Below are 13,044 nucleotides of genomic sequence, written 5' to 3' on the forward strand. Positions count from 1 at the left end.
TGCCAGCAAAGCCATGCATTATAGCATTGAACACCGAGGCCACCAAGATACCCTGCGGCGCTACCTGGCGCGGGCTGCCAGCGCATCCGCGCACGCGGCGCCACTGGCCCAGGCCCACTGGAAGTTGTAGCCCCCCAGCCAGCCGGTGACGTCGACCACTTCGCCGATGAAGAACAGGCCCGGCTGGCGACGTGCCTCCAGGGTCTGCGACGATAGCTCGCGCGTGTCGACACCGCCCACCGTCACTTCCGCCTTGCGGTAGCCCGCGGTGCCACTGGGCGTGAGCGACCAGTGCGCAAGCTGCCCGGCCAGGCGCGCCAGGGCCGCATCGGGCACCTCGTTGATCGGACGCTGCCAGCGCGCATCGCCGGCGCACCAGTGTTCGGCCAGGCGGGCCGGAAGCCAGGCCGCCAGCTCGTGGGCCAGGCGCCGGCGCGAACGCGCCTTGGCGGCGCCCAGTTCGGCCTCCAGGTCCACCTCCGGCGCCAGGTCGATCACGATCGGCGTGCCGGGTTGCCAGTAGCTGGAGATCTGCAGCACGGCGGGCCCGGACAGGCCGCGGTGGGTGAACAGGAGGTCCTCGCGGAACGTCACGGCGCCACGGTTCGTGCCGGTTCGAATGGCCACGGGCAACGACAGGCCGGCCAACTGGGCGAATGGCGTCCAGGACCGCGCGTCGAAGGTCAGCGGCACCAGGCCGGGGCGCGTGTCCGTGCAGCGCAGGCCGAACTGCCGGGCCAGCGCCAGGCCGAAATCCGACGCCCCGATGGCCGGGATCGACAGGCCGCCGGTCGCCACCACCAGCGCCGGGCTGCGCACTGACCCGCGCTCGGTCTCGATCCGGAAGTGTCCGGCGGCATCCGTCGTCGCAGGTGCGTGGTCGACCTGGCGCACGGTGCAGGGCTGCCAGCGTTCCACCCGGCCGGGTCCCAGCGCCGGCGCGGCCTCGCACTCGGTCAGCAGCAGCGTGATCAGATCCTGCGCCGAGCGGTCGCAGAACATCTGGCCACGGTGCTTCTCATGGAAGCCGACATTGTGGCGGCGCAGCAACGCCATCATGTCTTCGGGGCCGAAGCGCGCCAGGGCTGAGCGGCAGAAGCGCGGATTGCCACTGAGGAAATGGCGCTCCGGCGCCGACGTGTCGAGTGCGCGATTGGTGAAGTTGGCGCGTCCGCCCCCCGAGATGCGGATCTTCTCCGCCAGGCGCGGCGCGTGATCGATCAGCAGCACCTGCAGGCCGCGCTGCGCAGCCCGCCCGGCACAGAACAGGCCGGCAGCACCGGCGCCGAGGATGACCGCGTCCGGCGCGAGCACCCGCTTCAGGCGTTGCGCGCCAGTAGAGCCAGCAGCAGGGCACTCACCAGGTTGTGCACCAGCACCTGGGCCAGCGACAGCGTGTCCGGCGCCAGCAGCAGGCCGTTCGTGAGCTGCAGGGCGAGCAGGCCGGCCAGCAGCACGGCCAGCAGCCGCCGGCGGTCGAGCAGCGCGCGGCCGGCGGCGAGCAGGCCCGCGCCCAGCACGACCCAGGCGCCAGCGCGATGCAGCCACTGCAGCCAGGCGCCGCGCGGGTTCCCGGGCAGCAGGGCATCCGGAGTCGGGGCCAGCCAGGGATCGAGCAGGCGCCAGCCCCAGTCGGCGCCGCGCGCGGCCTGCGCGCATTCGCTCCAGCTCCCGCAACTCGTGGCGCTGAAGCTCGCGCTGACCAGGCCACCCAGGCAGGCCTGCACCAGCACCAGCAGCAGCGCCAGGCGCAGCCAGCGTCGCAGGGCGGGCGAGGGCGCTGCGGCGTCGTTCGCCACTGCCGCCAGGCGCGCACAGAGCGCCAGCGTCAGGAAGCCCCCCAGCAGGTTGCCCAGCACCACGGCGGGCAGGGTGGACCCGCGGGACGCCACGCCCAGCGCCGCCAGCGCCAGGGTCAGCACGAGCACGCCCAGGGCCAGCCGTCCTTCGCGGCGCAGTCGCGGTCGCGGCCCGAGGGTGAGCACGCCCAGGGCCAGCGCCAGCAGCAGCATCGCGGAGGCCGCGAGCCGATGCGCCTGGCGTGCCGCCGCCGTTGCTGCGTCCGCCACCACGCCGGTTGGCCCCGGACCGAGGATCGCGCCGTAGCAGGCCGGCCAGGGACTGCAGCCCAGCCCCGCCTGGCGCAGGCGCAGGTACGCGCTGAGGCCAACGATCGCAAACATCAGTGCCGCGCCAGTCCAGGCCAGCCAACCGGTCAGGCGGCGGCGCGTGGTGCCGGGCGGGCGCCGGGGGGTGGACGCGGCGGCGTCGCGCGTCACTTCGAGCGAGGGGGGCGGGGCGGTCATTGAACCTGAAAACGGCAGTTGGACGCGCTCTCACCCAACAGGTGGAGGTGATCGAAGCAGCGGAAGTCAGGGCTCATGCGGATCTCGTGAAGAAGGCAAGCGGTCAACTGCCGTTTTCAGGTTGAATGGGCGTGTGACAGGCAGGGCCGCCATGTTAGGGCAAGGTGGCTGCGTCGGATGGCCTGTGCAGACCTGCCGAGACTGCCACGCAGACGCGCCGCTACCACAGATCCGCCGTCCCAGCCAGACCCCGCCCGACCCGAAACAGCCCGATTGTTTGACTTAGTTCAAATTCAAAAACGTGACTCGCGTTAAGAATCGCCGGCAGCTTGGAAAAGTTTTTCCGATTGATCTGTATCCAGGCGTTTCGAGGAGTTTCTATGTCTGCGCCCGATCACGACGACCTCAACGACCCCAACGCGCCCATTCCGTGGATGCAGGAGCTGCTCGACAGCCCGCTCATCCTGCTCTTCCTGGGCGTGATGATCCCCATGGTCCTCTACAACCTCTGGGGCGTGGTCGAGATCCTGCTGGTACCTCTGTCCAAGTAAAAGAACCCTGGAGCACCTTCACATGAGCGCCATACTTCCTCCGGCAGACCGGCTCTGGTACAAGCACCCGATCGACCGCGTCGAGGGCACCTGGATCGCCATCGCGCTGATCTGGTGCCTGATCCTGTTCTTCATGATGGTCGGCTGGCATATCTGGGGCAACCAGAACCTCTCGACCGAGACCTACCGCACCAAGCCCGACCAGTTCATGGCCAAGGCGCAGGCGGTGGTCGACAAGTACACGGTGCGCACCGAGACCGACGAGAAGATCCCGGTCGTTGCGCCGCCGCCGGGCAGCGACGTCTACCTGCAGGGCCACCTGTGGGGCTTCTGGCCGATCCTCGAGCTGGAGAAGGACAAGACCTATCGCCTGCACATCACGGCCATGGACTACAACCACGGCATGTCGATCCAGCCGGCCAACATCAACATCCAGCTGGTGCCCGGTTTCGAGCACGTGGTGACCGTCACGCCGAACCAGGCCGGCACCTACTCGATCGTGTGCAACGAATACTGTGGCATCGGTCACCACCGCATGGTGAGCCGGCTGTACGTCAAATAAGGGGACAACGCAAATGGCTACCGTGGCTACCACCTACCGCACCTGCCCGCGCTCGGGGCTGCAGTTCGAGCGCCAGGCCGAGCAGCTGATCAAGGCACACGCCTTCTTCGGCGTGCTCTGGCTCGCCATCGGCGGCGTGCTTGCCATCGGCGTCGTGCTGACGCGCTGGCCGGCCGTGCGCTGGCTCGAGGCCGACACCTTCTACATGGTGCTGACCGCGCACGGCCTGGACATGCTGATCTTCTGGCTGATCTTCTTCGAGGTCGCCCTGCTGCACTTCTGCTCGTCCGTGATCCTGCGCAGCCGCATCGCGGCGCCCAAGATCGCCTGGCTCGGCTTCGCGCTGATGGTGATCGGCTCGATCGTCAACAACGTCGCCGTGTTCCGCGGCAGCTCCAGCGTGATGATGACCAGCTACGTGCCGATGATGGCCGAGCCGGCGTTCTACCTGGGCATCATCCTGTTCGCCGTCGGCGCGCTGATCGGATGCGGCGTGTTCTTCGCCACCCTGGTGGTGGCGCGGCGCGAGAAGACCTACGAGGGCTCGGTGCCTCTGGTGACCTTCGGTGCCACCACCGCCGCCATCATCGCCGTCTTCACCCTGCTGTCGGGTGCCATCATCATCATCCCGGCGTGGCTGATGTCGATGAACCTGATGACCGTCGATCCGCTCATCTACCGCACCGTGTGGTGGGCGCTCGGCCATTCGTCGCAGCAGATCAACGTTGCCACCCACGTCACCGTGTGGTACCTGGTGGCCGCCATCGCCCTGGGCGCCAAGCCGATGAGCGAGCGCGTCAGCCGCTTCGCCTTCTTCCTCTACATCCTGTTCCTGCAACTGGCGAGCGCCCACCACCTGCTGGGCGACCCGGGCCTGGGCACCGCCTGGAAGGTCGTCAACACCAGCTACTTCATGTATCTGGCGGTGCTGGCCTCGATGCTGCACGGCCTGACGGTGCCGGGCGCGATGGAGGTGGCGCAGCGGCAGAAGGGCTACACCAAGGGCCTGTTCGAGTGGCTGCGCAAGGCGCCCTGGGGCAACCCGACCTTCTCGGGCGTGTTCATCTCGATCATCGGCTTCGGCTTCCTCGGCGGCATCACCGGCGTGATGATGGGCACCGAGCAGCTCAACCTGATCATCCACAACACGATCTACGTGCCGGGCCACTTCCACGCCACCGTGGTGGTGGGCACCACGCTGACCTTCATGGCGCTGACGTTCTACCTGATCCCGGTGCTGTTCAAGCGCGAGATGATCGCGCCGACCCTGGCCAAGTGGCAGCCCTACCTGTTCGGCTTCTCGATGTATTTCTTCTGCCTGGTGATGATGGGCGCCGGTACCCTGGGCGTCTCGCGTCGCCACTGGGACATGGCGTTCCAGGGCGCGGCACTGGCCTATGAGTGGCCGGGCGCGGCCTATCTGATGATGGCGCTGGTTGGCATCAGCGGCGTCGCGGCGGTGGCCGGGGGCATCATCTACATCTACATCACGGTGGGTTCGCTGCTCTGGGGCCGCAAGCTCGAGGGCGGTGCCACCAGCCCGACCTTCACTCGCCTGGAGCGTGCCGCGCCGGCCGCCGCGGTGCAGACCTACGGCTCGTCCGGCTTCACGGCGCCGGGCACCTTCGTGCTGGCGATGGTGTTCCTGGTGGCCTTCGTGCTTTACTACTTCATCAACTGGAAGTACCTGTCGACGCTGTGGGGCCTGAGCTGAAGCGCGACAATCGGCCGGTCCTGTCGCATCGTCCACGCCGGAGCACGCCATGAACCACGTCGAGTCGCCCCTGGTCGCCAGCGCGGGTGCCAACGCACCCGCCCGGGTCGGATGGCGGGTGGTGCTCGGCGTGTTCAAGCTGCGCATCGGCGTGCTGATCACGCTGACCGCGATCGCCGGCCTGGCGATCGTGCCCGGCGGCTCGATCACGCGCTGGCAGGCCCTGGTGCTGGCACTCTCGGTGCTGGTGGCCTCGGCCAGCGCGGGCGCCTTCAACCAGTACTACGAGGCGACCAGCGATCGCCTCATGGCGCGCACGCGTGGCCGCGCCTTTGCCAGCGGCGTGCTGACGCCGGGGCCGGGCTGGCTGCTGCTGATGGCGGCCATGCTGGCGGGCGCCGTGTCCGCCGCGGCGTGGTGGGTGAACCCGGTGGCAGCCGGCTTCGTGCTGCTGGGTGCGCTCACCTACGCTTTCGTCTACACCGTGGGCCTGAAGCGCCGCACGCCCTGGAATATCGTGATCGGCGGCCTGGCTGGCAGCTTTGCCGCGCTCGCGGGCAGCGCTGCGGTCGACCCGCAGCTCGGGCCCCTGGCCTGGCTGCTGGCGCTGGTGCTGTTCCTCTGGACGCCGCCGCATTTCTGGAGCCTGGCGATCGCCACGCGGGCGCAATACGAGGCGGCCGGCATCCCCATGCTGTCGGTCGTCGTGGGCCCCGCCCGCGCGGCCCGCATCGTGCACGCGAGCGCCGCGCTGCTGGTGGCGGCGACGCTGCTGCCCCTGGCCTTCGGTGCTGGCTGGGCCTACGGCCTGGGTGCCGTGGTCGGTGGCGTGCACTTCCTGCGCAAGACCGCTGCGCTCGCGCGCCAGCCCGCGCGCGAGCAGGCGATGGCGGCGTTCTTCGCCTCGATGGTGCAACTCAGCGCGCTCATCGTGGGGATCCTGATCGATGCCGCAATCCGCTGAGGCCGGGTTTGGCGTGCGCCTGGCGGGCACACTCGGCGGCTGGCGTGCGCTGCTGTGCGGCGCCGCGTTCGCGCTGCTGGCGGCCGGCGCCTGGGCGCATGGCGGGTCCGCCGTCGCGCCCCGGTCTCCCGGTGAAGTGCCTCGGCTCGACGAAGCCAGGGCCGTGGAGCTGGCCAACGCCGCGCTCGGGCGCACGGTGCCCGACATCGAGATGCGCGATCGCCGCGACCGCCCGGTGCGGCTGTCTGCCTATCGCGGCAAGCCGCTGCTGGTGAGCTTCATCTACACGGGCTGTTTCGAGGCCTGCCCGACGCAGACGCGCACCCTGTATGAGTCGGTCAAGGGTCTCGATGTCATGCTGGGCGAGAGCCAGTTCAACGTGGTCAGCATCGGCTTCAACCAGCCGTTCGATTCGCCCACCGCGATGCGCGCGTTTGCCGCCCAGCACCGCATCGCCTACCGCAACTGGGAATTCCTCAGCCCGCCCGCCGACCAGGTCGAGGCGCTGATGGCGGCGTTCGGCTTCAGCACGGTGGCGACGCCGGCCGGCTTCGACCACGTGCTCGGCGTGACCGTGGTCGACGCCGAGGGCCGCATCCACAGCCAGGTGCTGGGCGACATCGTGCGCGCCGACCGCCTGGGCGTGCCGCTGCGGCGCCTGCTGCTGTATGACCAGCCGCTGCCGACCCTGGGCAAGCTGGAAAACCTGGTCGAGCGCGTGCGCATCCTGTGCACCGTCTATGACGAGGAGACCGGCCTGTACCGCTACGATTACAAGCTGGTTCTGGTGATCGTGAGCGGCGTGCTGTTCTTCCTGTCGACCCTGATCTACCTGGGGCTTGAATTGCGCAACCAGTGGCGTCGCAAGCGCCGATCGCGAGCGTCATGTCCAGCAGTTCCCCAGCCAGCATCCGGTCATGGGGCCTGAACGGCTGGCGCGCGCTCGAGCGGCACTTCGACTGGGCGTTCGGATCGGCATTCAACCCGCTGCGTCACCTCGGGCCGATCGGCTTCCTCGCCTTGTGGCTGCTGGTGGCCACCGGCGTGGTGCTGTTCGCGCTGTTCGATACCTCGGTCACGGGGGCCTACGAGTCGGTGCAGCGGCTGGCCGGCGCTCCGCTCGGCCTGGGCCGGCTGCTGCGCGGCGTGCACCGCTACGCCGCCGACACGCTGATGCTGGTGATGCTGCTGCACATCCTGCGTGAATGGCTGCATGGCCACGAGCGGGGGGTGCGGCGTTTTCACTGGCTCACCGGCGTGCCGCTGGTGGTGTTCTGCTTCGCCAGCGCGATTGGCGGCTTCTGGCTCGCCTGGGACCGGTTGAGCCAGTATTCGGCCCTGGCGATGGCCGAATGGCTGGATCTGCTGCCCCTGCTGGCGACGCCGCTGGCACGCAATTTCCTCACCGTGCATGCAGTCAGCGATCGCCTGTTCTCGCTGTTCATCTTCGTGCATCTGGGCGTGCCGGTGCTGTTCCTGTTCGGCCTGTGGTTCCACATCCAGCGGCTGGCCCACGCCTCGGTGCTGCCACCGCGCCGGCTTGCGCTCGGCCTGGTTGGCGTGCTGGCGCTGCTGGCGCTGGTGCGGCCGGTGCTGAGCGACGCACCCGCCGCGCTGGATCAGGTGCCGTCCGTGCTGCACCTCGACTGGCTGCTGCTGTGGCTGCATCCGCTCACCGACGCGACCTCGCGCGGCTTCACCTGGGCACTGGTGGCGGCGGCGCTGCTCCTGCTGCTGGCGTTGCCGTTCCTGCCCCAGCCGGCGCGCGCCGCGGTGGCGGTGGTCGATCCGGACAACTGCAGCGGCTGCCAGCGCTGCTTCGCCGATTGCCCCTATGCGGCGATCACCATGGTGCCGCATCCCGGGCGCAGCCCGGGCCACCAGCTGGCACAGGTCGATGCCGACCTGTGCATCGGTTGCGGCATCTGCGCTGGCGCCTGTCCCTCGTCGACGCCGTTTCGCGGCATGGCGCGGTTGGTGACCGGCATCGACATGCCGCAGCTGCCGGTCGACGTGTTGCGCCGCGACCTGCGCCAGGGACTGGCGGCGGCGCCGGCCGTGCCGCCGGTGGTGCTGTTTGCCTGCGCGCATGGCGCGCCACCGGCGGAGAGCCTGGGTCCCGGCGTGCAGGTGCATGCGCTGCTGTGCGCCGGCCAGTTGCCGCCGTCCTTCGTCGAATACGCGCTGCGCGACGGCGCGGCGGGGGTGCTGGTGGCAGCCTGCCCCGAAGGCGGCTGCGAATTCCGCCTGGGCGAGCGCTGGACGGCGGAACGCCTGGCGCGCCGGCGCGAGCCGCATCTGCGGGCCCGCGTGCCCGCGGAGCGGGTGGAACTGGTGCACGCCGGTTCGGGCGACCAGGCGCTCCTCGGGTCCGCCCTGGAGCGCTTGCGCCGACGCCTGCAAGGCCTTTCCGATGACCAGAGAATCTCGACCGATGAACGCTTCGACCCAACCTGATGCACGCGAGCGCGTCACCACCAGCAGCTATGGACCGCTGCAATGGGCCGGGCAGGTGGCCCTGTACGGCTTGTTTGCGCTGGTGATCGGCGTGTTTGCCCACTGGCCTCCCTATCACCCGATCGGCGCTGACCAGGCGTTGATCAAGATCAGCGTCTCGCGCCTCGGGCAGCCGGTGGGCGAGTGCCGGCGCCTCAGCGAAGAGGAACTGGCGAAGCTGCCGCCCAACATGCGCGACCCGGTGCAGTGCCCGCGCGAGCGCTCGCCGCTGACGATGGAGGTCGAGGTTGGCGGCGCCAGCGTGCTCAAGCGCGTGGTGCAGCCCACGGGGCTGTCACGCGACGGCGCGGCGTCGATCTACGAGCGGCTCACGGTGCCGGCCGGTCCGCAGCAGATCGACGTGCGCTTCAACGACGACGTGCGGCCCGGCGCACAGACCTATCACCGCACGGCCAGCGTGGAGCTCAAGCCCGGGCAGGTGCTGGTGGTCGACTTCGACGCCGAGAAAGGCGGCATCACCTTCGAATGAGCACCGACCCTTTCCTGACCCGCGCGGCCGGGCTCCGGCTGGCGCCGCCCGGCCCGCACGCCGACCGCGTCACGGCGTCGACGCCGGCGCGCTACGAACTGCCCGCGGTGACGGCCGAGGGGCGCGCGCTGGCACGTGGCTGGCTGCTGCTGGCGCTGGCGGCGCTGCTGGGTTCCGGCCTGTTCTCGATCCTGCTGGTGCTGGCGCGTACGCCCGGCATCAATGCCTGGCTGCCGGCCGGTGACTTCTTTCGCGTGGCGCTGGTGGTGCACGTCGACCTGTCGGTGCTGGTCTGGTTCGTCGCGGTTGCCGGGCTGCTCTGGAGCCTCAACCTGCGCCCGCCCGGTTCGCCTGGCGGGCGGCGCCTGACGCGCCTGCCGCTGGTGCTGTGCGGACTCGGGGCGCTGGGCATGGCGGTGGCGGCCTTCGTCGATCCGGGCGAGGCGGTGATGGCCAACTACATCCCGATGCTGGACAGCGCCACGTTCCGCGCCGCGCTCTGGTTGTTCGCCGCGGGTGGCCTGGTGCTGGTGCTGCTGGCCCTGCTGCGCACCGTGCCCGTGGGGCCGGCCGTGAACGGCACCGGGGCCCTGCGCTTCGGCCTGCACGCCAGCGCCGTGGCGGCGGCCGTGGCCCTGCTGGCGTTTGCCTGGTCGCTCGCGGAGGTGCCGACCACGCTGCCGGCCAAGGCCTATTACGAAATCCTCTACTGGGGCGGCGGCCACGCGCTGCAGTTCACCTGGACCCTGCTGATGCTGGTGTCCTGGCTGGTGCTGGTGCAGGCCTGCGGCGGCCAGGTGCCGCTCAGCCCGCGCGTGGTGCTGCTGCTGTTCGCGATTGCGCTGGTGAGCGTGTTCGTCACGCCACTGGCCTATCTCGCGCACGATGTCAGCAGTGTCGAGCACCGCGACATGCACACCTGGGGCATGCGCTTCGGCGGTGGGCTCGCGATTGCGCCGCTGGTGCTCGCGGTGCTGCTCGGCCTGGCGCCGCCGCGCCGCCTGGCGCCCAGCCGGCGCCCGCTGCGCGCGGCGGTGCTGGCCTCGATGCTGCTGTTCGTCGCCGGCGGCGTGATCGGCCTGACCATCGATGGCAGCAACGTCAAGATCCCGGCGCACTACCACGGCTGCATCGTCGGCGTGACGCTGGCCCTGATGGGCATGATCTACCACCTGCTGCCGGCGCTCGGCTACCGCGCGCCGGCCGGCCGGCTCGCGGTGCTGCAGCCCTGGGTCTACGGCATCGGGCAGTTGCTGCACATCATCGGCCTGGTGTGGTCGGGCGGCTACGGCGTGCAACGCAAGGTGGCGGGGGCGGAGCAGGTGCTGCGCTCGACCGGCGAGGTCTGGGGCATGGGTCTGATGGGGATGGGCGGGCTGCTGGCCATCGTGGGCGGCCTGCTGTTCGCGCTGGTGGTGATCCGGGCGATGCGGGGCGGCGCCGCGGCGCGGACGGAGGAAGAACAATGATTGCAATCGTGCAGCGCATCCTGCGCGCCGCGTTCATGGCGGCCGAGGCGGTGTTCAACCGCGCCTTCGGCGATCGCATGAACCCGTACTACCACCTGGGCAAGATCACCTTCTACCTGTTCTGGATCGTGGCCGGCACAGGCCTGATCCTGTATGCCTTCTTCGACACCAGCGTCGATGGTGCGTATCGCTCGGTCGAGGCCATCACGCATGGCGCCTGGGGCCTGGGCGGGCTGATGCGCTCGCTGCACCGCTACGCCTCGGACGCCATGGTGCTGTCGATGCTGCTGCACATGCTGCGCTACTTCGCCTTCGACCGGCTGCGCGGCTTCCGGGCCTTCTCCTGGGTCACCGGCGTGGCCCTGCTGTGGCTGACCTACGTCTCGGGAGTCAATGGCTTCATGCTGCCCTGGGACCGACTGGCGCAGTTCGTCACGCAGACCAGCTTCGAATGGCTGGACTGGCTGCCCGGATTCCAGGGCCGCCTGATCCGCAACTTCATCCTGCCCGAGCACGTCACCAACCGGTTGTTCTCGCTGCTGGTGTTCATGCACATTGGCGTGCCGCTCGTGCTGCTGCTGATGATGTGGGTGCATGTGCAGCGCGTGCCCAAGGCGGCGATGACGCCGCCCAAGCCGATCACGATCGCGCTCAGCCTCACCCTGATCCTGCTCTCGCTGGTGGTTCCCGTGCTGAGCCAGGGGCCGGCGGACCTGCACTCCGAACCGCTCGAACTGACCTTCGACTGGTTCCTGTTGCCGGTGTTCGCGCTGGTCGGCTCGATGCCGCTGGGCCTGCTGTGGGGGCTCACGGTCGGCCTGACGGCGCTGGGCATCATCCTGCCCTGGTTGACGCTGCGCCGCGGCAGCAGGGCCTCGCACCAGCTCAATTTCCACCCAGGGCCGGCGCTGGCCACGGCGCGCGCGGGTGAGACCCTGCTGGACGCCGGCCTGCGCGCCGACCTGGCGCTGCCCTACGACTGTCGCTCGGGCGGCTGCGGCGTCTGCGTCTGCACCGTGTTGAACGGCAAGGTCGACCTGGGCAACTACCAGGAAGCTGCCCTGACGCCTGCCATGCGCGCACGCGGCCAGGCGCTGATGTGCTGTGCGGTGGCGCTGGAGGACGTGGAGATCGAGGTCGAGGGCGTGACCTCGCTCGCCAAGGAGGATGCGCAGGCGCTGCGCCGGGTGAAGGCGCGCGTGCAGACCCTGGAGCCGCTCGCGCCCACGGTGATGCGGGTGGTGCTGGCCCTGCTCGACGGCGGGCCGCTGAAATTCACGGCCGGCCAGTACGTCAACATCATCCTGGAGGATGGTGCCAAGCGTGCGTTCTCGTTTGCCAACGCGCCGGCCGATCCGGCACAGCCCTTCCCGCTGCCGACCGACAACCTGGTCGAATTGCACGTGCGCCTGATCGAGGGCGGGCGTTTCACCACCCACGTGTTCGAGCAGATGAAGGTGGGCGACGTGCTCGAGCTGGAAGGGCCCATCGGCCGCTTCACGCTGCGCGAGAGCGAGCGTCCGATCCTGATGATCGCCGGCGCGACCGGATTCGCGCCGATCAAGAGCATCCTGGAGGACGCCTTCCGCCGCGGCATCCAGCGGCCGATCGCGCTTTACTGGGGCGTGCGCCAACAGGATGACCTCTACATGCAGGACCTGCTGGCCAGGTGGCAGCAGCAGCACGCCAATTTCCAGTATATCCCGGTGCTGTCCGACATCGCCGACGACGACCCCTGGACCGGGCGGCGCGGCTTCGTGCACGAATCGCTGCTGGCCGACCACCCCGACCTGACGGGCTACGAGGTCTACGCCTGCGGCTCGACGCGCATGGTCGAGGCGGCCGTGCCCGACTTCATCGCGCACGGCCTGGGCGAGCAGTTCTGCTTCTCCGACGCCTTCGTGCCGAGCGCGCCGACACCGGCGACGACGCCGCCCGCCTGAACGGTGCGCGCCGCCACGCGGCGGCGCGCACCGGCTCGGGTACATCGCCAAACACCCGGGCCCTGCGGTGGTCGGGTGTCGGATGGCCGCGTTTCAGCCCGGCGGGGATGCACGGTCGCGACCGATGCGGCCGATGTCCACCTGCCGTGCCCACGCGGATTTTGCGATGGCGCCCGAGCGGCCCGTTGCCAGAGCCTGGGGGCAATGCCTTTCGCACGACCCTGACGGCTCGCCGGGGCGTCGCGTTCGGAAATCTGGCCCATCTCGCCGGCTCGCGCCGGCCTGACGAATGGCAGCCCTGCCGTTCGTGCAGAGCGACGTCGTCCCTGATCCTGGAAACGGCAGTTGACTGCTTGGAACCTTCTCCAAACCCGCATGGCCATGGACGTTGGTGGCTTCTCTTTCGTTCACCACATGGGTGACGCGTCCAACTGCCGTTTCCAGGCTGATTCGCGATTCGAACGCGATTCCGTGCAAGCCATTCGCCGCGGCTTGGACCGGGATGCCCGGTGTTGTCGAGGCCGCGGCGGGGCAGGGCGTCGCGGGGGC

The 13,044-nt window shown here is 69.5% G+C and carries 11 protein-coding genes; 9 read left to right on the forward strand and 2 right to left on the reverse strand.

Features of this window, described 5'->3' with window-relative positions:
* Positions 1 to 60: 60 nt before the first annotated feature.
* Positions 61 to 1,323, reverse strand: a complete 1,263-nt coding sequence (locus PKA16_RS03460; RefSeq protein WP_324400534.1) for an NAD(P)/FAD-dependent oxidoreductase — start codon at positions 1,321 to 1,323, stop codon at positions 61 to 63.
* Positions 1,320 to 2,306: a COX15/CtaA family protein gene (locus PKA16_RS03465; protein ID WP_324400433.1), complete on the reverse strand. Its 987-nt coding sequence runs from the start codon at positions 2,304 to 2,306 to the stop codon at positions 1,320 to 1,322. Before PKA16_RS03465 ends, PKA16_RS03460 begins: the two co-directional genes overlap by 4 nt.
* 380 nt (positions 2,307 to 2,686) lie before the next feature.
* On the opposite strand from PKA16_RS03465, the gene PKA16_RS03470 reads away from it, so the two are divergent.
* The 9 genes from PKA16_RS03470 to PKA16_RS03510 are packed head-to-tail and all read left to right on the forward strand — an operon-like array spanning position 2,687 to position 12,495.
* Positions 2,687 to 2,857, forward strand: a complete 171-nt coding sequence (locus tag PKA16_RS03470) for a hypothetical protein (RefSeq protein WP_324400435.1) — start codon at positions 2,687 to 2,689, stop codon at positions 2,855 to 2,857.
* 22 nt (positions 2,858 to 2,879) lie between these two features.
* Positions 2,880 to 3,419 carry a cytochrome C oxidase subunit II gene (locus tag PKA16_RS03475; protein ID WP_324400437.1) on the forward strand — a complete coding sequence of 180 codons (540 nt, stop codon included), beginning with the start codon at positions 2,880 to 2,882 and terminating at the stop codon, positions 3,417 to 3,419.
* 13 nt (positions 3,420 to 3,432) lie between these two features.
* Positions 3,433 to 5,133 (forward strand): cbb3-type cytochrome c oxidase subunit I, encoded by a 1,701-nt coding sequence (locus tag PKA16_RS03480; protein WP_324400438.1) that lies wholly within the window; start codon positions 3,433 to 3,435, stop codon positions 5,131 to 5,133.
* A 49-nt stretch (positions 5,134 to 5,182) separates the two neighbouring features.
* Complete coding sequence (gene cyoE / locus PKA16_RS03485; RefSeq protein WP_324400440.1) at positions 5,183 to 6,097, forward strand: heme o synthase; 915 nt, start codon at positions 5,183 to 5,185, stop codon at positions 6,095 to 6,097.
* Entirely contained in the window at positions 6,081 to 7,025 is a 945-nt protein-coding gene (locus PKA16_RS03490; protein ID WP_324400442.1) for an SCO family protein, read from the forward strand. Before cyoE ends, PKA16_RS03490 begins: the two co-directional genes overlap by 17 nt.
* Complete coding sequence (locus tag PKA16_RS03495; RefSeq protein ID WP_324400444.1) at positions 6,983 to 8,554, forward strand: hydrogenase iron-sulfur subunit; 1,572 nt, start codon at positions 6,983 to 6,985, stop codon at positions 8,552 to 8,554. Before PKA16_RS03490 ends, PKA16_RS03495 begins: the two co-directional genes overlap by 43 nt.
* Positions 8,532 to 9,083: a hypothetical protein gene (locus PKA16_RS03500; protein WP_324400446.1), complete on the forward strand. Its 552-nt coding sequence runs from the start codon at positions 8,532 to 8,534 to the stop codon at positions 9,081 to 9,083. The genes PKA16_RS03495 and PKA16_RS03500 overlap by 23 nt, the downstream gene beginning before the upstream one ends.
* Positions 9,080 to 10,552: a cbb3-type cytochrome c oxidase subunit I gene (locus tag PKA16_RS03505; RefSeq protein WP_324400448.1), complete on the forward strand. Its 1,473-nt coding sequence runs from the start codon at positions 9,080 to 9,082 to the stop codon at positions 10,550 to 10,552. Before PKA16_RS03500 ends, PKA16_RS03505 begins: the two co-directional genes overlap by 4 nt.
* Entirely contained in the window at positions 10,549 to 12,495 is a 1,947-nt protein-coding gene (locus PKA16_RS03510; protein WP_324400450.1) for a 2Fe-2S iron-sulfur cluster-binding protein, read from the forward strand. Before PKA16_RS03505 ends, PKA16_RS03510 begins: the two co-directional genes overlap by 4 nt.
* Positions 12,496 to 13,044 lie beyond the last annotated feature (549 nt).

The sequence above is a fragment of the Ottowia sp. genome (assembly GCF_035325765.1).
In the GTDB taxonomy this organism is placed as follows: domain Bacteria; phylum Pseudomonadota; class Gammaproteobacteria; order Burkholderiales; family Burkholderiaceae_C; genus Ottowia.